At 41.0% G+C, this 25,523-nt stretch carries 21 protein-coding genes; 15 read left to right on the top strand and 6 right to left on the bottom strand.

Features of this window, described 5'->3' with window-relative positions; genetic code table 11:
- The first annotated feature begins 40 nt into the window (after positions 1-40).
- The 5 genes from NQ505_RS23640 to NQ505_RS23620 all read left to right on the top strand — a co-directional run bounded on the left by NQ505_RS23640 (position 41) and on the right by NQ505_RS23620 (position 3,844).
- Positions 41-547 carry an RNA polymerase sigma factor gene (locus NQ505_RS23640; protein WP_004300768.1) on the top strand — a complete coding sequence of 169 codons (507 nt, stop codon included), beginning with the start codon at positions 41-43 and terminating at the stop codon, positions 545-547.
- Between the two features lie 239 nt (positions 548-786).
- Positions 787-1,467 (top strand): queuosine precursor transporter, encoded by a 681-nt coding sequence (locus tag NQ505_RS23635; RefSeq protein ID WP_004321442.1) that lies wholly within the window; start codon positions 787-789, stop codon positions 1,465-1,467.
- Between the two features lie 8 nt (positions 1,468-1,475).
- A complete protein-coding gene (gene queC, locus NQ505_RS23630; protein WP_004300765.1) occupies positions 1,476-2,135 on the top strand; it encodes a 7-cyano-7-deazaguanine synthase QueC in 660 nt (219 codons plus the stop codon).
- Positions 2,136-2,715: 580 nt separating this feature from the next.
- On the top strand, positions 2,716-3,171 hold the full coding sequence (gene queF / locus NQ505_RS23625) for a preQ(1) synthase (protein WP_004321441.1): 456 nt from the start codon (positions 2,716-2,718) through the stop codon (positions 3,169-3,171).
- Between the two features lie 37 nt (positions 3,172-3,208).
- Complete coding sequence (locus tag NQ505_RS23620; protein ID WP_004321440.1) at positions 3,209-3,844, top strand: HD domain-containing protein; 636 nt, start codon at positions 3,209-3,211, stop codon at positions 3,842-3,844.
- A 60-nt stretch (positions 3,845-3,904) separates the two neighbouring features.
- Here NQ505_RS23620 and rlmH read toward each other — a convergent pair whose 3' ends face one another.
- A complete protein-coding gene (gene rlmH / locus NQ505_RS23615) occupies positions 3,905-4,378 on the bottom strand; it encodes a 23S rRNA (pseudouridine(1915)-N(3))-methyltransferase RlmH (RefSeq protein WP_032853686.1) in 474 nt (157 codons plus the stop codon).
- A gap of 127 nt (positions 4,379-4,505) precedes the next feature.
- On the opposite strand from rlmH, the gene NQ505_RS23610 reads away from it, so the two are divergent.
- The 7 genes from NQ505_RS23610 to NQ505_RS23580 all read left to right on the top strand — a co-directional run bounded on the left by NQ505_RS23610 (position 4,506) and on the right by NQ505_RS23580 (position 10,116).
- Entirely contained in the window at positions 4,506-4,898 is a 393-nt protein-coding gene (locus tag NQ505_RS23610; RefSeq protein ID WP_004304257.1) for a DUF4783 domain-containing protein, read from the top strand.
- Complete coding sequence (gene nadC, locus NQ505_RS23605; RefSeq protein ID WP_004300759.1) at positions 4,891-5,739, top strand: carboxylating nicotinate-nucleotide diphosphorylase; 849 nt, start codon at positions 4,891-4,893, stop codon at positions 5,737-5,739. Before NQ505_RS23610 ends, nadC begins: the two co-directional genes overlap by 8 nt.
- 245 nt (positions 5,740-5,984) lie before the next feature.
- Positions 5,985-6,536 carry an RNA polymerase sigma factor gene (locus tag NQ505_RS23600; RefSeq protein WP_004300758.1) on the top strand — a complete coding sequence of 184 codons (552 nt, stop codon included), beginning with the start codon at positions 5,985-5,987 and terminating at the stop codon, positions 6,534-6,536.
- Positions 6,520-7,569 carry an outer membrane beta-barrel protein gene (locus NQ505_RS23595; RefSeq protein ID WP_008999890.1) on the top strand — a complete coding sequence of 350 codons (1,050 nt, stop codon included), beginning with the start codon at positions 6,520-6,522 and terminating at the stop codon, positions 7,567-7,569. Before NQ505_RS23600 ends, NQ505_RS23595 begins: the two co-directional genes overlap by 17 nt.
- A gap of 11 nt (positions 7,570-7,580) precedes the next feature.
- On the top strand, positions 7,581-8,105 hold the full coding sequence (locus tag NQ505_RS23590) for a DUF4943 family protein (RefSeq protein ID WP_004304253.1): 525 nt from the start codon (positions 7,581-7,583) through the stop codon (positions 8,103-8,105).
- A 177-nt stretch (positions 8,106-8,282) separates the two neighbouring features.
- The gene (locus NQ505_RS23585; RefSeq protein WP_032853687.1) at positions 8,283-9,008 is read left to right on the top strand and encodes a DUF4858 domain-containing protein; all 726 of its coding nucleotides are present in this window, start codon (positions 8,283-8,285) and stop codon (positions 9,006-9,008) included.
- A 169-nt stretch (positions 9,009-9,177) separates the two neighbouring features.
- Positions 9,178-10,116 (top strand): NAD(P)H-dependent flavin oxidoreductase, encoded by a 939-nt coding sequence (locus NQ505_RS23580; protein WP_008999892.1) that lies wholly within the window; start codon positions 9,178-9,180, stop codon positions 10,114-10,116.
- A gap of 148 nt (positions 10,117-10,264) precedes the next feature.
- Here NQ505_RS23580 and ald read toward each other — a convergent pair whose 3' ends face one another.
- The 5 genes from ald to NQ505_RS23555 all read right to left on the bottom strand — a co-directional run bounded on the left by ald (position 10,265) and on the right by NQ505_RS23555 (position 19,987).
- On the bottom strand, positions 10,265-11,371 hold the full coding sequence (gene ald, locus NQ505_RS23575; RefSeq protein WP_008999893.1) for an alanine dehydrogenase: 1,107 nt from the start codon (positions 11,369-11,371) through the stop codon (positions 10,265-10,267).
- A 130-nt stretch (positions 11,372-11,501) separates the two neighbouring features.
- Positions 11,502-12,185 carry a WG repeat-containing protein gene (locus NQ505_RS23570; protein ID WP_004300751.1) on the bottom strand — a complete coding sequence of 228 codons (684 nt, stop codon included), beginning with the start codon at positions 12,183-12,185 and terminating at the stop codon, positions 11,502-11,504.
- 440 nt (positions 12,186-12,625) lie between these two features.
- Complete coding sequence (locus tag NQ505_RS23565) at positions 12,626-13,963, bottom strand: RagB/SusD family nutrient uptake outer membrane protein (RefSeq protein ID WP_004304248.1); 1,338 nt, start codon at positions 13,961-13,963, stop codon at positions 12,626-12,628.
- A 10-nt stretch (positions 13,964-13,973) separates the two neighbouring features.
- Positions 13,974-17,321 (bottom strand): SusC/RagA family TonB-linked outer membrane protein, encoded by a 3,348-nt coding sequence (locus NQ505_RS23560; protein ID WP_004321435.1) that lies wholly within the window; start codon positions 17,319-17,321, stop codon positions 13,974-13,976.
- A gap of 32 nt (positions 17,322-17,353) precedes the next feature.
- Positions 17,354-19,987 carry a zinc-dependent metalloprotease gene (locus NQ505_RS23555; protein ID WP_008999894.1) on the bottom strand — a complete coding sequence of 878 codons (2,634 nt, stop codon included), beginning with the start codon at positions 19,985-19,987 and terminating at the stop codon, positions 17,354-17,356.
- A gap of 198 nt (positions 19,988-20,185) precedes the next feature.
- On the opposite strand from NQ505_RS23555, the gene NQ505_RS23550 reads away from it, so the two are divergent.
- The 3 genes from NQ505_RS23550 (at position 20,186) to NQ505_RS23540 (ending at position 25,456) form a co-directional block, all read left to right on the top strand.
- Positions 20,186-21,838 (top strand): M23 family metallopeptidase, encoded by a 1,653-nt coding sequence (locus NQ505_RS23550; protein ID WP_032853714.1) that lies wholly within the window; start codon positions 20,186-20,188, stop codon positions 21,836-21,838.
- Between the two features lie 25 nt (positions 21,839-21,863).
- Complete coding sequence (locus NQ505_RS23545) at positions 21,864-23,501, top strand: C69 family dipeptidase (protein ID WP_008999896.1); 1,638 nt, start codon at positions 21,864-21,866, stop codon at positions 23,499-23,501.
- 209 nt (positions 23,502-23,710) lie between these two features.
- A complete protein-coding gene (locus tag NQ505_RS23540) occupies positions 23,711-25,456 on the top strand; it encodes a phospho-sugar mutase (RefSeq protein ID WP_008999897.1) in 1,746 nt (581 codons plus the stop codon).
- Positions 25,457-25,523: the final 67 nt, after the last annotated feature.

Genomic DNA, 25,523 nt, shown 5'->3' with positions numbered 1-25,523 from the left:
GACCTTTGTATCGTACTAATTAGATAAAGGAAATACGACGATGGAAAAAGTTGATTTTACTCAAGGAATATTAGCGATACAACCGGATTTGCATCGCTTCGCATATAAATTGACGGCAGACCGCGAATCTGCTAATGATTTGGTTCAGGATTGTTTGTTGCAGGCATTAGATAATCAGGAGAAGTTTACGTATAGCAAAAATCTGAAGGGATGGATGTATACGCTTATGCGTAATATTTTCGTGAACAACTACCGTCGCACAGTTCGTGAAATGAACCTGATTGATGATAGTTACTCCATCAATCAACAACATCTGATAGAAGATGAAGATGCTGATAGATTCGAGTTTACGTATGATATGAAACAGTTGTACCGGGTGATACATTCCATACCGGAAGAGATGAAAGTGCCTTTTCAGATGTTTGTAGCCGGATTTAAGTATAGAGAAATTGCCGAAAAATTAGGCTTGCCGATGGGAACGGTAAAGAGCCGTTTGTTTTTCATCCGTAAGCGGTTGAAAGAGGAATTGAAAGACTTCTCCTCTTGATGCGGATGCCTGATTGAGTGATGTGTTTTTAAGGTCAAAGTGATGAGCCTTCCTGTCAGAATACGACGACTGACAGGGAGGCTTATTTTTTCTTCAATTATCGGGAAGACAGATTCTGGTAAGATGAATGTGATAATTCCAGTTTTATTTTTTACCTTTGCACTCCGAAAGAATAAAAAATGTATGATGCCGTGAATAGCGGTCGTGTATTCTAGAACACCACGTAAAAAACAGGAATTATGAAAGAAAAAGTATCTGTACCCTTTATGCTGCTGGGCATTCTGTTTAATGTCTGTCTCATTGCAGCCAATCTTCTTGAAACAAAAGTAATTCAGGTAGGTAGTCTGACCGTGACAGCCGGATTATTGGTTTTTCCTATTTCTTATATTATTAATGATTGTATCGCCGAGGTTTGGGGATTCAAGAAAGCGCGGCTCATCATTTGGAGCGGTTTTGCCATGAACTTCTTCGTGGTTGCTCTTGGGTTGATAGCTGTTGCCATTCCGGCTGCTCCTTTCTGGGAGGGCGAGGAACATTTCAATTTTGTGTTCGGCATGGCTCCCCGTATTGTGGCTGCCAGTCTGATGGCTTTTCTGGTAGGCTCATTTCTCAATGCGTATGTGATGAGTAAGATGAAAGTAGCCAGTCAGGGGCGTAACTTTTCGGCCCGTGCCATCTGGTCGACTGTTGTAGGTGAGACTGCCGATTCATTGATTTTCTTCCCGGTAGCTTTTGGTGGAGTTATTGCCTGGAAAGAACTGCTTATCATGATGGGGATTCAGATTGTGCTGAAATCCATGTATGAAGTTATTATCCTTCCGGTGACAATTCGTGTGGTGAAAGCAATCAAGAAAATAGACGGTAGCGATGTTTACGACACCAATATCTCTTATAATGTATTGAAAGTCAAAGATATTTAATATAGAATATGAATAGAGAAGCAGCATTGGTTGTGTTTAGTGGTGGGCAGGATTCTACCACTTGTTTGTTTTGGGCAAAACGCAACTTTAAGAAAGTATATGCCTTGAGTTTTCTTTATGGTCAGAAGCATCAGAAAGAAGTGGAGCTTGCACGGGAGATAGCCCGGAAAGCGGAAGTGGAATTTGATGTGATGGATGTTTCCTTTATCGGACAGTTAGGTCATAATTCATTGACCGATACTACGATGGTGATGGATCAGGAAAAACCTGCAGATAGCGTTCCTAATACCTTTGTTCCGGGACGTAATCTGTTTTTTCTAAGTATCGCAGCAGTATATGCCCGTGAACGTGGTATTAATCATTTGGTAACGGGAGTTTCTCAAACAGATTTCAGCGGTTATCCCGATTGCCGTGATGCCTTTATCAAATCTCTTAATGTAACTCTCAATCTGGCTATGGATGAACAATTTGTGATTCATACCCCTTTGATGTGGATTGATAAGGCAGAAACATGGGCATTGGCCGACGAACTGGGGGTATTGGAACTGATTCGCACCGAGACTTTGACCTGTTATAATGGCGTTCAGGGAGATGGTTGCGGACATTGCCCGGCTTGTACATTGCGTCGGGAAGGATTGGAAAAGTATTTAAAAAGTAAGAATCAATAATATCTCTACATAGAGATTAAAATGCGTTTTTTTGCTGTCATCTGTCACATTGTTGTAGATAAATGTTTGATTATAAGATTTCTAGTTTGTGACAGCAAGTAGTGACAGCAGCTAAATTTGACATTTTGCCGTCACATCTATTGTCACCGGTAAGTTCTAATTAATAAATGATAGTAGTTTCTGTCCGGAATGTATTGGCTTAGATTAGTTTCAACAGCTTGAAACTGTTGTTTCATCAGTGAGAAACTAAAGTTTCAACGGTAGGAAACTAAAGTTTCTAACGCTTGAAACTATAAGTTCCAAGACTTGAAACAGTTTGTTCCAAGTAATGAAACACTTTGTTTCAAGGCGGGAAACACATTGTTTCAGGCAATGAAACACACCGTAACAAGTAAGATGAGGAGAAAGCAAACGTAGGATAAGAGTTGATGGTGATAGGTGATAGATGCGGTGATAGGTTGTGAAATGAATCCTTCACCACTAAAACCTCGATGAATAAGGCGTTTGAGGCAGGACGGTGATAGGTGAAAGAAGAAATGCGTTTTTTTGTTTAGAGTAGAGGTTGTAGTTAATGAGTGCAATGACAGAATTAAAAGACCAACTTTCCTTATTAGGAAGAAAAACCGAGTATAAACAAGATTATGCTCCTGAAGTACTGGAAGCCTTTGATAATAAGCATCCTGAAAATGATTACTGGGTACGTTTCAACTGCCCGGAGTTCACAAGTCTGTGTCCTATTACCGGACAGCCGGACTTTGCCGAAATACGTATCAGCTACATTCCTGATATAAAAATGGTAGAAAGTAAGAGTTTGAAACTCTATCTTTTCAGTTTCCGCAGTCATGGAGCCTTTCATGAAGATTGTGTGAATATCATAATGAAAGATCTTATCCGATTGATGAGTCCCAAATACATAGAAGTAACGGGAATATTTACTCCTCGTGGTGGTATTTCCATTTATCCGTATGCCAATTATGGTCGTCCGGGAACAAAGTTCGAACAGATGGCAGAACATCGTTTGATGAATCGGGAATAATATAAATAAAAGAATTCACTAGCTAAAAAGATCGAATATGACTCATCATGTGCCTGCTGAATTACAAAACTATGTTCGGCAAAGTATTATTCCTCAATACGCTAACTTTGATAAAGCGCATCAAATTGACCATGTAGAAAAGGTAATTGAGGAAAGTCTGAAATTAGCGACGCATTATGAAGTCGATTATTCGATGGTTTATGTCATCGCTGCTTATCATGACCTGGGGTTGTATGAAGGACGTGAATTTCATCATATAACCTCCGGCAAAGTGTTGCTAGCCGACGAAACTTTGCGGCGTTGGTTTACGGATGAGCAGCTGTTGCAGATGAAAGAGGCGATAGAAGATCATCGGGCTTCCAATAAACAGGCTCCCAGAACAATCTATGGAATGATTGTTGCCGAGGCTGACCGAATTATTGATCCCGAAGTTACTTTACGTCGTACCGTACAATATGGGCTGTCTCATTATCCGGAGATGGATAAAGAAGAGCAATATGCCCGTTTTCGGAAACATCTAACTGAAAAATATGCAGAAGGAGGGTATCTGAAGTTATGGATACCCCAATCGGATAATGCCGGACGGTTGGCAGAACTTCGGAATTTGATTACTAATGAAGACGAACTCCGGCAGGTATTTAATAAACTTTATATAGAAGAGAAGAATGGATAATGATATCCATCTTCTTTATTGTATAATTCATTTTTCACGGTGCATCTTTGTGGATGTAGTTTATTCATGATGATACGGCCCTCCATTCAATATAGTCATCGCCCGATAAATCTGCTCAACGAATATCAGCCGGATCATCTGATGAGAGAAAGTCATCTTCGACATTGAAATCTTTTCGTGTGCCGCTTGATAAACCTTTTCTGAAAAGCCATAAGGCCCTCCGATAATGAATACCAGTCGTTTGTTGACCGTGTTCATTTTTCGCTTCATATATTCGGCAAACTCCAGAGAACGCATTTCTTTTCCGTGCTCATCGAGCAATACCACCACGTCGCCCGGTTGGAGAGCTTTTAATATCAGTTCCCCTTCCTTTTCTTTCTGCACTTCCATTGAAAGACTCTTGGTGTTTTTCAGTTCGGGAATCACTTCCATATCAAAAGTGATAGACCGTTTGGTGCGCTGGATATAGTCATTGATGGCAGTTATATAGTGTTGTTCTACGGTTCGTCCTACGACGAGCAAGGTTGTTTTCATACGTCTACAATTCTGATTATTGCACAAAAATAGGCATTTTTTATGTTATTCTGCAATTAATGCTTACCTTTGCCTATCATTAGTTGAAAGTTTAAGCCTTTAAACTACAACTTAAAAGCTTGTATTTATGAAAAAACGAGTGCTCGTAGGAATGGCCACTTTGCTTCTTTCTCTCTCGTTGCTGATGGCACAAGAGATACCGGCAGGAGTGATAACGGCATTTAAAAGAGGAAGCTCGCAAGAGCTAAGTAAGTATATGGGGGACAAGGTAAATCTGGTGCTCCAAGGTCGCTCGACAAGCGTTGACAAGCAGAAAGCAACAGCTATGATGCAGGAATTCTTTACGGAGAATAAAGTCAGCGGATTTAACGTGAACCATCAGGGAAAACGAGACGAATCGAGTTTCGTTATCGGTACGTTGGCTACTACTAATGGGAACTTTCGTGTGAACTGCTTCCTGAAGAAAGTACAGAATCAATATTTAATACATCAAATAAGAATTGACAAGATCAATGAATAAGGAAAAAGAACTGATCGACAAGTTGATCGATCTTGCTTTTGCAGAAGATATAGGTGATGGCGATCATACCACCCTTTCATGTATTCCCGCTACGGCAATGGGAAAATCAAAATTGCTTATCAAAGAAGCCGGTGTGTTGGCTGGCATCGAAGTAGCTAAAGAAATCTTCAACCGTTTTGATCCTACCATGAAAGTGGAAGTGTTTATTAATGACGGAACAGAAGTGAAACCGGGTGATGTAGCAATGGTAGTGGAAGGAAAAGTGCAATCTTTACTTCAAACCGAACGCCTGATGTTGAACGTGATGCAGCGTATGAGCGGTATTGCAACAATGACGCGTAAATATGCAAAGGTATTGGAAGGAACAAATACCCGTGTGCTTGATACCCGCAAAACAACTCCCGGTATGCGTATCCTCGAAAAAATGGCAGTGAAAATCGGTGGCGGAGTAAACCATCGTATTGGTCTGTTCGACATGATTCTTCTGAAAGACAATCATGTGGACTTTGCCGGAGGTATCGACAAAGCAATCACTCGTGCCAAAGAATATTGCAAGGAAAAAGGTAAAGACCTGAAAATAGAAATAGAAGTCCGCAGCTTCGACGAACTGCAGCAAGTTCTTGATCTCGGCGGAGTAGACCGTATCATGTTTGATAACTTCACTCCCGAAATGACAAAGAAAGCAGTAGAGATGGTAGCAGGCAAATACGAAACCGAATCTTCGGGTGGTATCACCTTTGATACTCTTCGTGAGTATGCCGAATGTGGCGTAGACTTCATCTCTGTAGGAGCTTTGACTCATTCAGTGAAAGGACTGGACATGAGTTTCAAAGCATGCTGATAGTATAATAAGCGGTGAACTGTAAGCGGTGAACGATAAACAGTAAACGGTGGATATTTTGTAGCATGATTATGCGCAGCTTTGTTCATCATTTACCGTTTATCGTTCACCGTTTTTTCTTTCCCGTTTATTATTTCTATCCTTTAACTTCTTTTAGCAATATTCCTTGCAGCATTCCTCAAACTCTCGCGTCTAATGAGCAAACGACGCAGACATACGTTCGATTTTAAAAAAAGTAATTGACTTTGGAAAACGAGATAGAACTTATAAAGGGCTGTCGGGCAGGAAAGGATTCAGCCCGAAAGGAACTTTACACTCTCTATTCCAAGCAGATGCTGGCGGTATGTTTCCGCTATACGGGCGATATGGATGCGGCGCACGATGTACTGCATGACGGTTTCATCAAGATTTTTACCAACTTTTCGTTCCGGGGTGAGTCTTCACTTTGTACATGGATTACCCGGGTGATGGTTACTCAATCACTCGATTTCCTGCGACGGGAGAAGCGAGTCAGCCAGTTGGTAGTGCATGAAGAGCAGCTTCCCGATATACCGGATATATCGGATTCGGGAGGAGGGGCTGGAATCTCCGAAGAGCAGTTGATGGCTTTTATTGCCGAATTGCCGGATGGTTGCCGAACCGTTTTCAACCTTTATGTGTTTGAAGAGAAATCGCACAAGGAGATAGCCAAGATGCTTCATATTAAAGAGCATTCATCTACTTCGCAGCTGCACCGGGCCAAATATTTGTTAGCAAAAAGAATTAAAGAGTATAGAAATCATGAAGAAAGAAAATGATGAAATAACCGATCTGTTTCGCACGCGTCTCGCTGATGCCGGGATGAGTGTACGGGATGGCTTTTGGGAAGAGCTCTCGCAGGAAATTCCTGTGGCTTGCCAGCATCGTCGTCGGATTCTGCTCTTCCGTGTAGCGGCTGCGGCATCTGTATTGCTTGTTTTGGCAGCCTCGTCGGCTACTTTCTTGTATTTCTCTCCAAAGGAGGAAATGGAAGAAGCATTTACAAAGATAGCCGTGACGAATGGAGGACAGATGGATGGAGATGGAATACGCGTCAATCAGTTGCCGTTGCCGGTAGAACCGGTGTTGCCGAAACCGGCTCCGAAATCTTACGGTATGCTGTCGCAATATACGGAGGAAGAAGATTCTCTTTCTATCACTTTCTCTATGTCGTTTTCTTTTTCTTCCACTACTTCTACGGGAAATGGCAACAGATATGGTAATCAGGGGCATAATGGTTATTGGCAGGCAACAAACGGTAATACAGGATCATCTGTCGCTTCGGAAGAACAGTCGAATGTCGATATGTCTCAACCCAAAGCAGTGAAAAAGCATCGCTGGGCGATGAAAGTTCAAGTGGGTACAGCACTTCCGGCAGATAACGGTACTTATAAAATGCCGGTTTCCGCAGGGGTGACGGTAGAGCGTAAGTTGAACGATTTTCTTGGCATAGAAACTGGATTGCTCTATTCGAACCTCCGTTCTGCAGGGCAGCACTTGCACTATCTGGGAATCCCCGTTAAAGTGAACGTGACGTTGGTAGATACGAAAAAAATCGACCTTTACGCTACTGTAGGAGGAGTAGCCGATAAATGTATTGCCGGTGCACCGGACAACAGTTTTAAAGAAGAACCTATCCAGCTGGCAGTGACTGCCGGTATTGGAATCAACTATAAGATTAATGACCGACTTGCTGTTTTTGCCGAACCCGGAGTTTCGCATCATTTCAAAACAGATTCGAAACTGGCTACGGTACGAACAAAACGGCCGACTAATTTTAATTTACTTTGCGGACTTCGCATGACGTATTAATCCTTATGAAAATGAAAAAAACACTACTAATGCTGTGGATGGCTGTTTGCCTGATCGTATCCTTTACAGGATGCACCAGCGAAGAAATGGATTATAACAATCCGGATGTTGCTCTTTTTGTGAAGCAATTGAAGTCGGGTACGTACAAGATGAAGAATGAAAAAGGGGTGGTGGAGGTTCCTCATTTCACGGAAGAGGATATCCCCGAACTTTTAAAATATGCAGAAGATCTGACTATTATCCCTTCTTTTCCGTCGGTTTATAATATGAACAACGGTAAGATTCGGTTGGGTGAGTGTATGCTTTGGGTGATTGAATCTATCCGTCAGGGCACACCTCCGTCATTAGGTTGCAAAATGGTATTGGCGAATGCTGAAAATTATGAAGCAATCTATTTCCTGACCGATGAGGAAGTACTCGATGCAGCCGCTTGTTATCGTAGTTGGTGGGAAGAACGCCAATATCCGAAAACGAGATGGACAATTGATCCGTGTTACGATGAGCCGCTTTGTGGATCGGGTTATCGTTGGTGGTAATAAAGGGGGAGGAGCCTTCGGAAAGTAAAAAATAGGAAACATTCATGTGGGAATATTTGTTTGTATCAGTAGTCTTTTGCTGCTGACAGGGGGATTATTACGCTCAAAAGATAGCCTCTTATACGTACAAATGTATATGAAGTGCTCCGAAATATAGGTAATGAAAGAGTAAAAAGAATGGATGGATTAAAACGGGTTATAACAACGATGGCACTGTGCCTGACCGCTGTATTTGCATATTCGCAAGTATGGACGGCGCAAGATTCTTTGCATTTGAAGAAATTGCTGGAGAGTGACCAGGAGTTGCATTTAAATATGGATGCTGTGAAGTCGATTGATTTCGGAAGCGCAGTGGGTACTCCCCGGATGTCGGAGGAGAAAAGCTGGATGATGCCTGACGAATCGTTTCCTGAAGCGTTGCCTAAACCGAAAGTGATGTTGACTCTGATGCCATATAAAGCGAATACCCGCTATAACTGGGATCCCATCTATCAGAAGAAGATAAAGATCGATAAAAATACCTGGCGGGGTGATCCTTTCTACGAGATACGCCATCAAAGATCTTATTCAAACTGGGCACGCAATCCGATGGCAAAGGGAATGCGTAAGTCGTTGGATGAGATACAGGCGAGTGGGGTGCGTTTCCGTCAGTTGGGTGAACGTGCTAACGGAATGATGGTGAACACGGTAGTGATGGATGCACCTATTCCCTTGTTTGGTGGGAGTGGAGTGTATATCAATGGTGGAACTATCGGCGGACTTGACCTGATGGCTGTCTTTACAAAAGATTTCTGGAATAAGACGGGACGGGATAACCGTGCCCGCACATTGGAAGTGTTGAGAACTTATGGAGATTCTACCACTGTGTTGATAAATAAACCAATTGAACAGATTGCCCGTTGAAGGCGTTATAATGATGTGTTGATGTAGCAATGCGCTAATGTGCTGACTAGAGAATGTTTGTAATTGAATAATTAGTATATTTGTGTGTTGTTATGTTGGCGCATTGTTATATAGCTTTGTCGCTATTATTGGTATCTTAGTATATTAACACATAGATAAATTATTGGTTATGAATAGAATTACTTCTCTTCTGGGTATTCGGTATCCTATTATTCAAGGTGGTATGGTGTGGTGTAGCGGTTGGCGTCTTGCTTCTGCTGTGAGCAATGCCGGTGGACTGGGATTGATCGGTGCCGGTTCCATGCATCCGGACACTTTACGCGAGCATATCCGTAAATGTAATGCGGCCACGAAATTGCCTTTTGGTGTAAACATTCCTTTGATGTATCCCCAGATAGAAGAGATTATGAATATTGTGGTGGAAGAGGGAGTGAAGATTGTTTTTACCTCTGCCGGAAATCCGAAAACGTGGACTGGGTGGTTGAAAGAGCGTGGAATAACGGTTGTTCATGTTGTTTCTTCTTCCCGTTTTGCTGTAAAATGTGAGGAGGCTGGAGTAGATGCGGTAGTGGCAGAAGGGTTTGAAGCCGGAGGGCATAATGGACGCGAAGAAACAACGACTTTCTGTTTGATTCCGGCTGTACGTGAGGCTACAACATTACCTTTGATAGCTGCAGGAGGTGTCGGCACAGGGGAAGGAGTATTGGCTGCTATGGTGTTGGGAGCCGAAGGGGTGCAGATAGGAACCCGTTTTGCTCTTACTGAAGAGAGTTCAGCGAGTTCGGTATTTAAAGATTATTGCTTGAGTCTCAGAGAAGGGGATACTAAGTTGTTGTTGAAAAAGCTGGCTCCGACACGTTTGGTAAAGAATGCTTTCCGCGAAGCGGTGGAGAAGGCTGAAGATAGTGGTGCTAGTGCAGAAGATTTGAGAACTTTATTAGGACGGGGGCGTGCTAAAAAAGGAATCTTCGAAGGTGATCTGGAAGAAGGGGAATTGGAGATCGGACAAGTTTCGGCAATCATATCCCGTCGGCAGTCTGTGGCAGAAGTAATGGACGAATTGGTAGCGGCTTATCAACGGGCAGCAAAGAAAGATTATTTATTTTAAAGATATAGCTCACCACAGAGTAATACAAAGTCTTGCAGAGTTTTTTTAAAAGATCATCAATCGAAGGCGTAAGACATTGAGATGGCCTTATTTTGAAAAAGAAAAAACTCTGTAAGACTTTGTGTTACTGTATGGTGAAAATGCATAGTTATAGGCTGATAGGATCGTACTTTAAACCAAATACGTCGGCTACGGCCTTATAAACGATTTTTCCTTCTACGATATTTAATCCGAGTGCTAATGCTGGATTCTCTTTGCAGGCTTTTTTCCATCCCTTATTTGCTAAAGCGATCACATAGGGGAGGGTAGCATTGGTCAGTGCAAGGGTGGAAGTGTAAGGTACAGCTCCCGGAATATTAGCTACTGCATAATGCACGATTCCATCTACAATATAGGTCGGTGCACTGTGAGTGGTCGGGTGAGAGGTCTCGAAACATCCTCCCTGATCGATTGCTACATCTACTAATACTGTGCCGGGCTGCATTATTGAAAGCATTTCTTTGGTAATCAAATGTGGTGCTTTATCACCGGGAATCAGTACAGAGCCGACAACTAAATCAACATCCGGCAATTCTTTTCTGATTCTTAGTTCGGATGCGTACAATGTCTTTACATTCTTCGGCAGTGTCTCGCTCAAATAGCGCAGACGTGCCAGATTTATATCTGTAATAGTGACATCTGCCCCCATTCCAGCAGCCATTTGTGCAGCATTGCTACCTACAACTCCACCTCCTAAAATTAATACTTTAGCTGGTTTAACACCTGGTACACCTCCCAAAAGGATACCTTTTCCGCCTTGCGGTTTTTCCAGAAAACGGGCGCCTTCCTGAATAGACATACGTCCGGCAACTTCGCTCATCGGAATTAATAAAGGTAATGTGTGGTCTGCTTCTTCTACAGTTTCGTAAGCCAGGCATATTGATTTGTTGGAGAGCATGGCAAGGGTTAACTCCCTGTCGGAAGCAAAATGGAAATAAGTGAATAGTAACTGTCCTTTTCTTATTAAGTTATATTCAGTGATTATCGGCTCTTTCACCTTTACGATCATCTCGGCAGTGGCGTAAATATCTTCTATTGTTGGCAGGATATGTGCGCCGACAGCTTGATATGCTTCATCCGGAAAACCGCTATTTATTCCCGCTGTATGTTGGATAAATACCCGATGCCCTTGTTTTACCACTTCAGCCACTCCCGAAGGTGTCATGCCTACACGGTTCTCATTGTTTTTGATTTCCTTTGGTACTCCGATAATCATAATGTTGCGTATTAAAGATTTAACATGTTCGAAAGTACGAAAAATCCCCTTACGTTGTTGTTCGTAAGGGGATGTTTTAGAACAGAATGTCTTCGCGTGTTGAGATGAATAAATGCGTAGAGTGGTTGTTTTATAGACATTCACTGCCCTGCTTGTTGATTTTCATGCTTTTTCCATAGAGACCCACTCGAGCTATGTTGTTATAAAAGGGTTCTGCAATATCGTACTTAAAAGGAAGTACTTCTTCATTATCTTTGTTTATGTATCCCCACTTGGATGACTGGCTTTCAATGCAAACAGCAGCCAATCCTTCGGAAAAAGAGCATCCGTTATCATATTCCAGCGGAATGACAACTTCTCCTTTCTTATTAATGAATCCTACTTTGTTGTGTAGTGAGACGAGGGCTAATCCTTCCGCGAATTGCTCCATTTGACTGTAAGTCGGTGGAAGAATGTAGTTTCCTTGTCTGTCAATCAGTCCCCATAATCCATCGTGACATACTCGTGCACATTCTTGCTCAAACGAGTGAGCGGCTGCGTATTTAAACGGAATCCGTATTTGTCCGGTATGGTCGATGAATCCGTATTGAGAATTGAGTACTACCATCCCTAATCCTTCTTTAAACGAGAAAGCCCGTTCATACATTAGAGGAATGACAATGTCATACTCTTTATTAATGTATCCCCATTGGATTTTTCCTTTTACCGGAGCCAATCCTTCGGAGAAACGGCCAATTGCCGAGAAGCGCTTTTTCTTATTAGCTACCCCATAAGCTAAAAAAGAAGCGAAGAACTTTGTAATAGTGCTGCTCATTACCTTTATTGTTTGTGTGGTAAGCGTCCGGATACCATATATATACAAGAGAAGCGTGGACGTCGTTAGTTCATTCTATTCAAGGCTCTGGTAAACCTATTGGGAAATGAACAACAGAGTCCACGCCCTTGCATATAACAAAGACGTGAACGCTTAGTTGCCATTATCTCCCCAATTAAAGAATTTACCAGATTCTGAATAGAGATAATATTCTAAACGCTTCTACGTTATTAATCGTAATAAGTCGCTACAAAGATACGGATTTCTTGTTAAAGAACAATGCTTTTAGGGGATAAAGATTTAATGGTGAATGAGGTAGGTGTACAAAATGAGAAATGGCTAGTAGATAGATTAAAAAAAGCTCCTTTTACGCTTTAGGTAAAGGGAGCTTTTTAGTCTATGATGTCAGGCGGTTTGTTTCTATGAAAAATGCTTGGTTATTAGTTTAAAAGTCCGGGATTAGCATCAATTGCATCTTGTGGAATACGCAATGTGTAACGGGAATCATCTTGTACAAGTGTGTAGGTTACATCTTCAATTTCTTTTTTGATTTCCGGTCGGGTAGTTCGGCGTAAATCAAACCAGCGATGGCCTTCAAAAGCAAGCTCGCGAGCACGTTCTTTCAGAATTTCTGTGACTAGCTTTTCTTGGCTCATCGCATTTATTTCATTCTTTTTCTGCTCATAACCTTCTGATGTATAACGATTCTCTATTAGTTTCAAGAGCCGGGTACGTGCTTCAGGTAATTTGTTTAAATGTGCAGCAGCTTCTGCTGAATTTAAATAAAGCTCTCCGGTGCGGAAAGTACATTTGAATTTAGATTCACCACTTTTGATGGAAGTATAATTTCCATTTTTATTTGCTTGATAATACTTGTTTGGACGTAGATCTTTTCCTTCCTCATATTCTTGTAAAAATGAAGGGTAAAGTAAGAGTGATCCGGCATAATCGCTATTTGGAAAAACTTCATAGGCAGTGATCATTTCTACAGATGTAAATTCATTAGGAAGTTTGCCTCCTTCATCATTTAGGTTTACCAATGTCGATTTTCCGGCTAATACACGTTCCGAAGCTTCATAAGATTTGCTCCATTCACCCATGTATAAATATACCCGTGATTCCATAGCATCTACTGATAATGTTGAAAAACGGTATGAATATTGAATTTCCCATTCTTTTTTATTAATCAGTTTCCGTGCTGTTTCTATATCAGATAAAATAGAGGTATATATTTCCTTTACAGTATTTCTTGATGGTATTTCTTCTAAATCAGTATTGAGCTTTAGAGGAACTGCTTTGGTTTCTAATGCTCCGGTAGCTGTATAAGGTTGTCCATAAAGATTGACCAATATGAAATGCATATATGCTCTCATGAGGTAAGCTTCTCCAACTAATTGATTAATATCTTCTTGGCTTCCTTCTGATATTTCATCTTTTTTATCGATGATTGCGTTGGCATAATAGATATTGGTATAATAGGCCGCCCATCCAAATTGTCTCGTACTTGCATTCGGATTAACATCATTCCATTTTTCAACATCTCCTAAAGAATTTTTGGAAGTGGCATCAGACTGTAATATGGTTGCGATATCTGTTCTGATTTCGCATATTCCTCTGTCATTGAGTGCTGTATTGTAAGCTGTTGTGAATAAAGCTCTGTATTCAGCTAGCGTATTGGGAATTACTTGGCCTACTGGTTGTATGTCCAAATAACTATCACAGGAAGATAATAACAGGCTTCCTATTAATGTGAATATATAATATATTTTCTTTGTCATAATATATTTTTTAAAAGTTAAGACTTAGATTGAAGGTAATGGATTTGGGAACTGGGGTAGAGTATAGGTTGCCCATTGATTCCGGATCCATATAATTATCATAATTAGAGCTGATAACGAATAGGTTACGAGCCTCTAATCCTACAGTTGCTCCGCCGATACTTAGTTTATGAAGCCATTCGGATGGAACCCGGTAAGCAAGACGTATATTTTGTAGACGTACAAAGCTTAGCTTTTTTACCCAGATATCCAGTGATCTGTAAATGTCATTTCGAGTACTGAACAAGTAGTAGTCGGCCGGATTGTAATTGTACGTTGCTAATGCAGGGAACTTTCCTGTTGTATTTTCCGGTGTCCATCTATCCAGTATGTCTCTATTCATATTGCGCCCTGGGTCTAAGTCAGATACATTATAACTTGGAGTTGTTTTTACATGTGCTCCAAAATTATATGAAAAATTCAGATTCAGTTCCCAATTTCGGTAATTGAACGTATTTAGAAAACCGCCCGTGTAGGGAGCATCTGACGTTCCAACATAGCTGTAAAAGTCTCTTTGTTCTTCAGTACTTGGTCCTATTTGGTAAGTGCCAAGACCATCTTCATTCGATGTCATTCTGAATAACTCTTCTACAGTGACAGCTTTTCCCTCTTTATTCTCAAGATAGATTTGTCCTGTATCAGGATTTATACCTTTTGTTTTTAGTGCAAAGATTGCACCTACAGGATATCCTTCCAGACTAGGAGTCACTTGGCTTTTATCTGTAAGTACTTTTAGTACTTTATTTTGATTATATGCGAAGTTGAAAGTAGTGTACCAAGAGAAGTTTTTAGTGGTGATATTACGTGTCTGCAGGTTTATTTCTACACCTTTATTTTCCATACTAGCCCAGTTTATAGACATATTAGTGAATCCATTTTCTAAAGCTAATGCTTTAGAACCAATTAAGTCTGTTCCTTTTCTATAGTAGTAATCTACACTAAGATTGATGGCTTGATTGAGTACAGAAAAATCTATTCCTAGATTGTAAGATGCTGTTTTTTCCCAGCGTAATTTACTGTTGGGAGCACTATTGATAATAATATTTTCTTCACTGTAACCAGGTAAAATATTCACATTATCATATTTTCCGACTAGGAATGGAGAGGTTCCCTTATCAATATTTCCTTGTAAACCATAAGAAAGGCGAAGAGCTAAATTATCAATCCATTTGTATTGTCTAATGAACGACTCATTTGATAAACGCCACAGACCACTTACCGAATAGATTGGTAAGAAACGGTATTTCTTATCTACTCCGAATAAATCAGAACCATCCATGCGCACACTTCCTCCCAATGTATAACGATTCATTAAAGTATATGAACCATTGGCAAAGAAAGAAGCAAAAGCGTTTTCCTTGTACGATTTAGTTTTTAGATTCCAATCATTGGCTTGTGCTTCATCTTTAAATATGAGATTCTGGAATGTTAGTTTCTTGGGATCATATCCGTATCCGGTTGAGGCTTGGTTGTCTACCCAGTTTTTGCGAATTTCCGAACCAGCCATTATTTGTATGTCATGTATATCCCCAAAAGTGTTTTTGTATTCTCCTTGGATTTTCCATGTGAGTTGTGAGGTTGTACTATTAGTTGTTTTAAGCATGCCTCCTTCTGGTATAAGATAGGTTTGTACACCATTTTTCCAATATTTATTGGTTTCACGTATATTCCTAATATTATATGAATTTATCCCGGCATATTCTTCTTGCGACAATTGATCCCATTGCACACCAATCTGTGAATAAACTTTCCACTGATCGTTAAAACGTAGCTGAACATCAAAGATAGAATTGATGGCTGTGGTGACAGATTCTTTATTGGTGTTTGCTCGTTCTTCGAATATATTAAAGCCTTGCTTTTCATCTGTTTCATTACTTCTGACTACGTCGTAATCGTAAAGGTAGTTTCCTTGTTCGTCAAACGGAGCAAAGTAAGGGTTGGCGATACGTGAATAATATATAGGGTTAATAAGTCCGTAAGTATCAGTCATAAATGTGTTATTCTTGCGTCTGTTGGCAAAAATAGACATTCCAATTTTTAATATTTTGTTGATTTGGTAAGACGTTTTACTGGTCAGATTAAAACGGCTCATGCTTACACCTGGTACATTTCCGTTTTCTTTGACATAACCAAGTGAGTTGTAATAAGTAACCTTTTCGCTACCACCGGAAATGCTAAAGTTATATTCTTGCGTGAAAGCATCTCTGAATAATATATCATTCCAGTCTGTATTGATTGTTTTCAGTTTGTTTATAGCATTTTGGGCTTCAGGTGTCAGTCCGTTCCACCCCTGTTCTTTATAGATGTCTATTAAGTTATATTGTTTCATGATAGCAGCAACTTTTCCTTTTTCAGGAAATACCGGTATCGGATCTGTTAATCCCCATAATATGTCAAACCGTGCTTCTTTTAATAGTTGAAGTTCCAAATCGACTTTCTCTTCCGAGTTTAGTAAGTTGAGCCGTGAAGTATTGAGATTTGGAGTATAAGTCAATTTAGTATTGAAGTTAATAACAGGTTTTCCGGTTTTTCCTCTTTTGGTTGTTACCACAATTACACCATTTGCAGCACGTGCGCCATAAATGGCAGTAGCAGCTGCATCTTTTAATATCGTAATGCTTTCAATGTCGTTTGGGCTCAAACCTGCGATAGAAGATTGTGACATATTTACAATGTCATTATCGTTATCTTTGTTAATCTCTGGAATATCTGTCCCCTCCAAAGGTATTCCATCCAATACCCATAATGGGTCTTGTGTTCCATTCAATGAAGCTGTACCACGAATACGAATACGTGCAGGAGCTCCTGGTGCACCGGAAGTTGTCGTAACGGCTACACCCGCCACTTGTCCGGCTAATGCCTGGTCGATGCTTTTTGCTGCGCCTACCATTCCGTCTGTAACGTCTACTTTAGCGATAGCGGCAGTCAGTTTACGACGTTCCAGTTCTTGATAACCAGTTACTACTACGTCTCCTAGTGTGTGTGATGAAGCTTGAAGGACAATACGATAAGTATCTTTTCCAGCTTGCAACACGATATTTTGTTCTTCAAAACCTATATAACTACAATGTAGTCTGGTCACCTTTTCCGGAATGGAAATGGAGAATTTACCATCCATATCAGTGATAGTACCTAGAGAAGTCTGTGATACTCCGGCTTTTTTCAAATCGTCTGCATTAACATATACAGAAGCACCGATTAGAGGTTCATTGTCTTCACCGGATATGACGACTCCGGTGATTGTGCGATTAGCAGCGTTGGCTGTAGCCAACGTGCTAACAAGAAAACATATAAGAACGTATAAATATTTTTTTCTCATCAATATAGATTGTTAAAGTGATTGATTTTGTTTTATTTGATTCCCAAAGCCGTATTAATACGTAGAATCATATCCTCATAATGATAGCGTGCAGCAGTATCAGAAGTGCCGAGACGGCTCTGCAACAATTTCTTGATACGTAATAGCTCTCCGCGTTTCACCGAGATAGCATCAGAAATACGGTTGAGCTGACTACCATAGAAGTTAAGCACACGTGGAGCGCCCATTCGGTCTTCTTGGCGAAGTGCCCGTTGTTCGGCTGCATAACAGCTGCAGAAAGGAGTGGCATGGTCAAGCAGGAAATGCTCATTTGCAATCTTCTTGTTGATTTTTACAGCTTCGGGTTCTGCGGCTGCTGTAAGTAATGCATCGAGGAAGTTTTTCTGCAAAGAACGTTCCATTACGTTGGGGATGCCACCACGTTCGGTAATACCGAAAATGTTTTTATGAAGTCCGTCCATAAGCTCCACTACTGTGAAGGCTTTTTTTCCGTTGACAGACTCATTCTCTATCATACGCATCAAACGGGTGTTGCCTAGTAAATCCCAAAGGATATAGGCTTGGGCGTTCTTTAAGATTTGCGTAGGAGCATTCTCCTGTTTTCCGATGGGAGTATTACGAAGTAGATAAGTATATTGTCCTACTTCCGTGTCAAACAGCCATTTAGGATATGTTAATACTTCATCCATCAGAAATTTTAGTGAAGCTTGTTGTTTCTCTTTCTCAACGAATGTATAAGTCTTGACGCCATCTCCAACAATTGTATTTTCAATGTAGATACCGCCAATATTGGCAAGGACATGATATAAATAGTTGTTCCATTGGTTGATTACTGCATAGTAGAGGCGTGATGCTTCTTCATAAGTTTGTCCTTTCTCGCCGGTAGTAGTCCATTGAAGAATTTGCGGAACAATACGTTTCAGATTCTCAATGCCAAGTAAAGAAGAACGAACCGGATCATCACCTAAATCTTCGTTCTGTGCACGTGGATCTACCGCATCACGTACATCCTGTGCTTCACTATATTTATAAAGACGATCAGTATGTTTGCTCAAAAAATCGAATAAAACATCCTTTTCTTCTTCCGGAGTCTTCTTTCCGTACCAACGATAACCATATTCGATAGCAAACATGTCATAAGGACCGATATGCGGAGAAAGAACTTTCACGCCATCTCCTGGTTGTGCGATATAATTGAATCGTGCATAATCCATGATAGATGAAGCGGTAGAATTCATTCTGGAAGTGAATGCTTCGGAACGTAATGAATCCGTCGGGAAAGCCCATGATCCCATCATATTGTGACGGAGTCCCAATGAGTGGCCTACCTCATGGCAAGCAACGAACCGGATGGCATCTCCCATTAAAGCATCGGGTAATTGCACATTGCGTGCTTCCAGACACACAGTTCCAGTTTGTACAGTGATCCATTCGCGTACCATAGAAAGCACATTGTGCCACCACATAATATCAGCTTCCAGAATTTCTCCGGAACGTGGATCTAACAGAGAAGGTCCCATTGCATTTTTCTTTTCTGAAGCTGCATAAGTCAGTACGGAGTAGTTGACATCGTCCATATCTACATGCATACTGTCCGTGATTTCCTTGGCGATAATCGCATTCTTGAAACCAGCCTTTTCAAAAGCAATCTGCCAGTCCTCAATACCTTTCTTAATGTACGTACGCCATTGGTAAGGCGTTGAATTATCAATGTAGAATACGATTGGTTTGGCAGGTTCCACAAGCTGACCTTTCAGATAAGCCTCCCGGTCTTCCGGTTTAGGCTCCATACGCCAGCGAGTGATATACTGTGTTTTATCCGTACGTTGTTGTGCATCACTGAAACTTAATAACGGATTAGTGAAATAACCGACCTTCTGATTGTCGAATCGCCCCATCATCGGCTTTTCGGGTAACAAGAGAATAGAAGAGCTAACTTCCACCGTCACATAAACTGTGGTGGTTCCTTCTGTAACTCTGGTGGTCAACTCGGAAGTTGCCACGACATTGTTTGAAAAGGATTTGATGGATAAAATACGTGATAAGTTCTTGATAGCTGAAGTACCCAGATTGATATTAGTAAATACATTATTAATACTGGTTTCAGTACCGTCATAAATATCATTTACCTTGATTACTAATGCAGTAGAATCTGCATTAATCGCTTCGATTTTGAATGCGGCAATCAACGGAGAGATAAAATTATCCTTTACCGAACGGAAGATAGCATCCGTTTGGGGGGCCAGAGGTAATGGGCGTTGTTGTCGTAGCATTAGTTTGCCCGTAGCTTTATCCCATTCCATGCAAACCATCTGATTCTCGTAGTTTACTCCACGGTTTACACCTGCATCATTAAGTTCGGCAGGAACTCGCTGCAGTTTGTTGACAACTAATAAATCACGTCCCAAAAGTGAGGTAGGAATTTCAAAATAATAGTCATTCTTCTTTTGGTGTACAGCAAACATTCCTTTTGTAGTTTTACTGTCTTCCACTAATTTTTCGTAGTCGCTTTTACTCTTCTCTTCTTTCTCTTCTGGTTTTTTCTTTTTCTTTTTAAACCAACTCAGATTTTCTGTAGCGGGGGTAGTTGCAAATGCCGAGAGCGCTTCTCCACTCAGCAATATACATGCAATGACCGCTGCCATTACTTTTACATACATTCTCATTGAGTTCTTTACTTTTAATTATAATTAAAAAACGGCTACAAAAGTACTAATATTAATAACATAATGACTACTGATTTGCAATGAATATAACATTAAAAAGAAATATTAACTAGAATCTAAGGCCATCATTCCTCCCAGATATTTCATAGTTTAGTGGGAATAGTGTACATTTGCGGGAGTAAAAAAGTGAATGGAATGATGAGACGATATATCATAGCTTTGATGCTAGCTTGCTGCATCGGAGGGTATGGACAAGAGAAAAAGCAAGTTACCTTTGTGCCTCCTTTTGACTTTCCTCTTACATTGAGTGGAAACTTTGGCGAAATCCGCTCCAATCACTTTCATGGCGGGCTGGATTTTAAAACAGGCGGAGTGATCGGTAAACCCGTTCGTGCTCTCGCTGATGGTTATATTTCACGTATTCGCGTCACGAATGGCTCGGGATATGTACTTGATGTCTGCTACCATAATGGCTATTCAACTATCAACCGCCATTTGAGTGGTTTTGTTTCTCCCATTGCCGAAAGGGTGGAGAAGCTCCAATATGAAGAAGAGAGCTGGGAAGTGGAGATTGTTCCCGAACCGGGAGAATATCCGGTAAAGGGAGGTCAGCAGATTGCATGGAGCGGAAACACCGGATATTCGTTCGGTCCGCATCTTCATCTGGATGTGTTTGAAACGGAATCGGGAGATTATATTGACCCTATGCCTTTTTTTCAATCGAAAATAAAAGATACGCGTGCTCCGAAAGCGGATGGCATCCTATTTTTTCCGCAACCGGGCAAAGGAGTTGTGGATGGAAAGCAGGAGAATAAAACGATTCTTCCCAATAGCGAACGTCCCGTGGAAGCATGGGGAGTGATAGGTGTGGGTATCAAGGCATACGATTATATGGATGGCGTAAGTAACCATTATGGAGTTTATTCTGTTGTGCTCGCGGTAGATGGGAATGAAATATTTCGTAGCACAGTAGATCGTTTCTCACAGGAAGAAAACCGGATGATTAACTCCTGGACGTATGGACAATATATGAAATCTTTTATTGATCCGGGGAATACGTTGCGCCTGTTGAAAGCGTCGAATGATAATCGTGGTCTGGTGACGATTGACGAGGAACGGGATTATCAGTTCTTATATACATTGAAAGACGCTTTCGGAAACACTTCCAACTATGGTTTTACCGTACGGGGCCGGAAGCAGCCGGTTGAACCGTTGAATCATCGGGAGAAATATTATTTTACCTGGAATAAGACTAATTATCTGCAAGAACCGGGATTGAGCCTGGTCATTCCGAAAGGAATGTTGTATGACGATGTCCCCCTCAATTATCAGATGAAGGCGGATAGTGGTGCCGTTGCTTTTACTTATCAGCTGAATGATAAGACGGTTCCGTTGCATGCAGCTTGCGAACTCTGCATCGGGTTGCGTAGAAAGCCGGTTGCCGATACGACGAAATATTATGTAGCCCGCATCACTCCGAAGGGAGGAAAGTACAGCGTAGGCGGAAAGTATGAAGACGGATACATGAAAGCGGCTATCAAAGAGTTGGGAACTTATACTGTTGCCGTCGATACCATTCCGCCGGAGATTATTCCTGTCAATAAGAATCAGTGGGGAAGAAATGGAAAGATTGTCTATCGGCTGAAAGATCAAGGGGCGGGAGTTGTTTCCTATCGTGGGACAATTGACGGTAAGTATGCACTTTTCGGACGTCCCAATATTGTAAAATCGTACTGGGAATGTGTACTTGATCCGAAACACGTGAAGAAGGGCGGAAAGCATACTGTCGAGTTTACAGTGACCGATGGTTGTGGGAATGAAACGATAGCTCGTGAAAGCTTTATTTGGTAAATTACTAAAAGTGAATCATATATTTATGAAAAGAAGAATTATTCTTTGTGCTGCCATATTTATGGCAGCTGTGGCGAACACTTTCGCTTGCACTAACCTGATTGTCGGAAAGAATGCGTCTGCCGATGGCTCGACGATCGTTTCCTATTCTGCTGACTCGTATGGCCTGTTCGGAGAACTCTATCATTATCCGGCTGCTACCTACCCGAAGGGAACGATGTTGAAAGTGTATGAATGGGATACCGGCAAGTATCTGGGAGAAATAGAACAGGCACGCCAGACTTACAATGTAGTTGGTAATATGAATGAATATCAGGTTACGATTGGTGAAACGACTTTCGGCGGGCGTCCGGAACTGGCGGATTCTACAGGGATTATTGATTACGGAAGTCTGATTTATATTGGTTTGCAACGTTCGCGCACTGCCCGTGAAGCAATTAAAATCATGACCGATTTAGTACAGCAATATGGTTATTATAGCGAAGGAGAATCCTTTACTATTGCTGATCCGAACGAAATATGGATCATGGAAATGATTGGTAAGGGGGCTGGAATTCGTGGAGCTGTTTGGGTAGCTGTACGTGTGCCTGATGACTGCATTTCGGCTCATGCTAATCAGTCACGTATCCACCAGTTTGATATGAATGACAAGGAGAACTGTATGTACTCTCCGGATGTCGTTTCTTTCGCTCGTGAGAAGGGATATTTTAATGGAGTAAATAAAGATTTTAGCTTTTCGTTAGCTTATGCGCCTCTTGATTTTGGTGCCCGTCGTTTCTGTGAGGCACGTGTGTGGAGCTATTTTAATAAGTTCACGGATAATGGAAAAGAGTATCTTCCTTATATTGAGGGAAAGACTGATACTCCAATGCCTCTTTTTGTGAAACCGAAACATAAACTGTCTGTACAGGATGTAAAAGATATGATGCGCGACCACTATGAAGGTACGCCTCTTGATATTTCCAATGATTTTGGAGCAGGTCCTTATAAGACACCTTATCGCCTTTCTCCTTTGAACTTTAAAGTAGACGATAAGGAATATTTCAACGAACGTCCCATTTCCACTCAACAAAGCGGATTTGTATTTGTTGCACAAATGCGTGCTCATAAACCAGACCCGATAGGTGGTGTACTCTGGTTTGGCGTGGATGATGCTAATATGGCAGTATTTACTCCGGTGTATTGTTGTGCAACGAAAGTTCCGGTATGTTATACCCGTGTAGATGGAGCCGATTACATTACATTCTCCTGGAATTCAGCTTTCTGGATTTTCAACTGGGTGTCTAATATGGTTTATCCGCGTTATAATTTGATGATCGGTGATGTACGGGAAGCACAGAAAGAAATGGAAACCACTTTTAACGATGCACAGGAAGGCATTGAAGAGATGGCTGCCAAACTATTGGCTAAAGATAAGAACGCAGCAGTTGATTTCCTGACAAATTATACAAACATGACTGCACAGAGCACTCTCGATACTTGGAAACAATTGGGTACATTCTTGATTGTGAAGTACAATGATGGAGTAGTGAAGCGTGTTAAAGATGGTAAGTTTGAACGTAATTCTATCGGACAACCTGCCGGTGTGATCCGTCCCGGATATCCGAAAGAATTCTTGCAGGAATATGTCAAACAGACTGGCGATAGATATTTGGTAAAATAAGAATTGAAAATGAAAGATTAAAAATGAAAGATTAAAATGGGTTGACAAGTTGTTGCTGTGGGATGGCTATTTACTTTTAATCTCCGGTTTTTAATTTTTAATTTCTAATTTTTAATTGAATACCTAGGATTTATAAACTTATTATTTTACATTTGTGTGCTCAAGAAATTGATAATAAATAATTCATTAACCAATAAATAACAATCGAAATGGAAAATCAGGAACTTATTAAACAGGTCACTGAAAAAGCCGAAAAATGGCTAACCCCGGCTTATGATGCTGAAACCCAGGCTGAAGTGAAACGCATGTTGGAAAACGATGATAAAACCGAACTTATTGAAGCTTTCTACAAAGACCTTGAATTTGGTACTGGTGGTTTGCGTGGTATCATGGGAGTAGGTAGCAATCGTATGAATATCTATACGGTAGGTGCTGCCACTCAAGGACTTTCCAATTATCTGAAGAAGAACTTCAAAGATCTGCCGCAGATTTCTGTAGTAGTAGGTCACGACTGCCGTAACAACAGCCGTTTGTTTGCAGAGACTTCTGCTAATATTTTCTCTGCCAATGGCATTAAAGTGTATCTGTTTGACGATATGCGTCCGACTCCGGAAATGTCTTTTGCTATCCGTCACCTCGGTTGCCAGAGCGGTATCATTCTGACTGCTTCTCACAATCCGAAAGAATACAACGGTTACAAGGCATATTGGGATGATGGTGCACAAGTGTTGGCTCCGCATGATAAGGGTATCATTGATGAAGTGAATGCCATTGCTTCTGCTGCTGACATTAAATTCCAGGGAAATCCTGATTTGATTCAGATTATCGGTGAAGACATTGATAAGATTTATCTGGACATGGTGAAAACCGTTTCTATTGATCCGGCAGCTATTGCCCGTCACAAAGATATGAAGATTGTCTATACTCCGATTCACGGTACAGGTATGATGTTGATTCCGCGTGCATTGAAGATGTGGGGATTCGAAAACGTATTCACTGTTCCCGAACAAATGGTTAAGGACGGTAACTTCCCGACTGTCGTATCTCCGAATCCTGAAAATGCGGAAGCTCTTTCTATGGCTGTAAACCTTGCTAAAGAAATTGATGCTGAACTCGTAATGGCTTCCGATCCGGATGCTGACCGTGTGGGTATCGCTTGTAAGGATGACAAGGGTGAATGGGTACTGATTAACGGTAACCAGACCTGTATGATGTACCTTTATTATATTCTGACTCAATACAAACAACTGGGTAAGATTAAAGGTAATGAGTTCTGTGTAAAGACAATCGTTACTACCGAACTTATCAAGAAAATCGCTGATAAGAATAACATCGAAATGCTTGACTGCTACACCGGATTTAAGTGGATTGCCCGTGAAATCCGTCTGTGTGAAGGTAAAAAGAAATATATCGGTGGTGGTGAAGAAAGCTACGGATTCCTTGCTGAAGATTTTGTTCGTGATAAAGATGCTGTATCTGCTTGCTGTCTGATTGCTGAAGTTGCTGCATGGGCAAAAGATAATGGCAAATCTTTGTATCAGTTGTTGCTCGATATCTACGTAGAATATGGATTCTCTAAAGAGTTTACTGTAAACGTAGTGAAACCGGGTAAGAGCGGTGCTGAAGAAATCAAAGCGATGATGGAAAACTTCCGCGCTAATCCTCCGAAAGAATTGGGTGGCTCAAAAGTGATCTTGAGCAAAGATTATAAGACTCTGAAACAGACAGACGATAAAGGGATCGTAACTGTAATTGATATGCCGGAACCATCTAATGTTCTTCAATATTTCACAGAAGACGGTAGTAAAGTTTCTGTTCGTCCTTCAGGTACAGAACCGAAGATTAAGTTCTATATGGAAGTTCAGGGTGAAATGGGATGCCGCAACTGTTATGCTTCTGCCGAGTCTGCCGCCATGGAAAAGATTGAAGCAGTGAAGAAATCATTGGGTATCTGATATTGTCTCTTCTGAAATTTCAGATATAGATCATAAAAAGATAAATAATAAAATAGCGCCTCCATCA

It is taken from the genome of Bacteroides sp. D2 (assembly GCF_025147085.1).
Taxonomy (GTDB): domain Bacteria; phylum Bacteroidota; class Bacteroidia; order Bacteroidales; family Bacteroidaceae; genus Bacteroides.
This window is presented reverse-complemented; position numbering and strand designations above follow the sequence as displayed.

Excerpts from the sequence above, each read along its gene's own strand:
- NQ505_RS23540 (WP_008999897.1), top strand. The coding sequence starts at position 23,711 with ATGGAAAATCAGGAACTTATTAAACAGGTCACTGAAAAAGCCGAAAAA.
- ald (WP_008999893.1), bottom strand. The coding sequence starts at position 11,371 with ATGATTATCGGAGTACCAAAGGAAATCAAAAACAATGAGAACCGTGTA.
- NQ505_RS23610 (WP_004304257.1), top strand. The coding sequence starts at position 4,506 with ATGAAAAAACGAGTGCTCGTAGGAATGGCCACTTTGCTTCTTTCTCTC.
- NQ505_RS23590 (WP_004304253.1), top strand. The coding sequence starts at position 7,581 with ATGAAAAAAACACTACTAATGCTGTGGATGGCTGTTTGCCTGATCGTA.
- NQ505_RS23580 (WP_008999892.1), top strand. The coding sequence starts at position 9,178 with ATGAATAGAATTACTTCTCTTCTGGGTATTCGGTATCCTATTATTCAA.
- queC (WP_004300765.1), top strand. The coding sequence starts at position 1,476 with ATGAATAGAGAAGCAGCATTGGTTGTGTTTAGTGGTGGGCAGGATTCT.
- NQ505_RS23570 (WP_004300751.1), bottom strand. The coding sequence starts at position 12,185 with ATGAGCAGCACTATTACAAAGTTCTTCGCTTCTTTTTTAGCTTATGGG.
- NQ505_RS23585 (WP_032853687.1), top strand. The coding sequence starts at position 8,283 with ATGGATGGATTAAAACGGGTTATAACAACGATGGCACTGTGCCTGACC.
- NQ505_RS23545 (WP_008999896.1), top strand. The coding sequence starts at position 21,864 with ATGAAAAGAAGAATTATTCTTTGTGCTGCCATATTTATGGCAGCTGTG.
- nadC (WP_004300759.1), top strand. The coding sequence starts at position 4,891 with ATGAATAAGGAAAAAGAACTGATCGACAAGTTGATCGATCTTGCTTTT.
- NQ505_RS23555 (WP_008999894.1), bottom strand. The coding sequence starts at position 19,987 with ATGAGAATGTATGTAAAAGTAATGGCAGCGGTCATTGCATGTATATTG.
- NQ505_RS23635 (WP_004321442.1), top strand. The coding sequence starts at position 787 with ATGAAAGAAAAAGTATCTGTACCCTTTATGCTGCTGGGCATTCTGTTT.
- NQ505_RS23640 (WP_004300768.1), top strand. The coding sequence starts at position 41 with ATGGAAAAAGTTGATTTTACTCAAGGAATATTAGCGATACAACCGGAT.
- NQ505_RS23560 (WP_004321435.1), bottom strand. The coding sequence starts at position 17,321 with ATGAGAAAAAAATATTTATACGTTCTTATATGTTTTCTTGTTAGCACG.
- queF (WP_004321441.1), top strand. The coding sequence starts at position 2,716 with ATGACAGAATTAAAAGACCAACTTTCCTTATTAGGAAGAAAAACCGAG.
- rlmH (WP_032853686.1), bottom strand. The coding sequence starts at position 4,378 with ATGAAAACAACCTTGCTCGTCGTAGGACGAACCGTAGAACAACACTAT.
- NQ505_RS23595 (WP_008999890.1), top strand. The coding sequence starts at position 6,520 with ATGAAGAAAGAAAATGATGAAATAACCGATCTGTTTCGCACGCGTCTC.
- NQ505_RS23620 (WP_004321440.1), top strand. The coding sequence starts at position 3,209 with ATGACTCATCATGTGCCTGCTGAATTACAAAACTATGTTCGGCAAAGT.
- NQ505_RS23565 (WP_004304248.1), bottom strand. The coding sequence starts at position 13,963 with ATGACAAAGAAAATATATTATATATTCACATTAATAGGAAGCCTGTTA.
- NQ505_RS23550 (WP_032853714.1), top strand. The coding sequence starts at position 20,186 with ATGAGACGATATATCATAGCTTTGATGCTAGCTTGCTGCATCGGAGGG.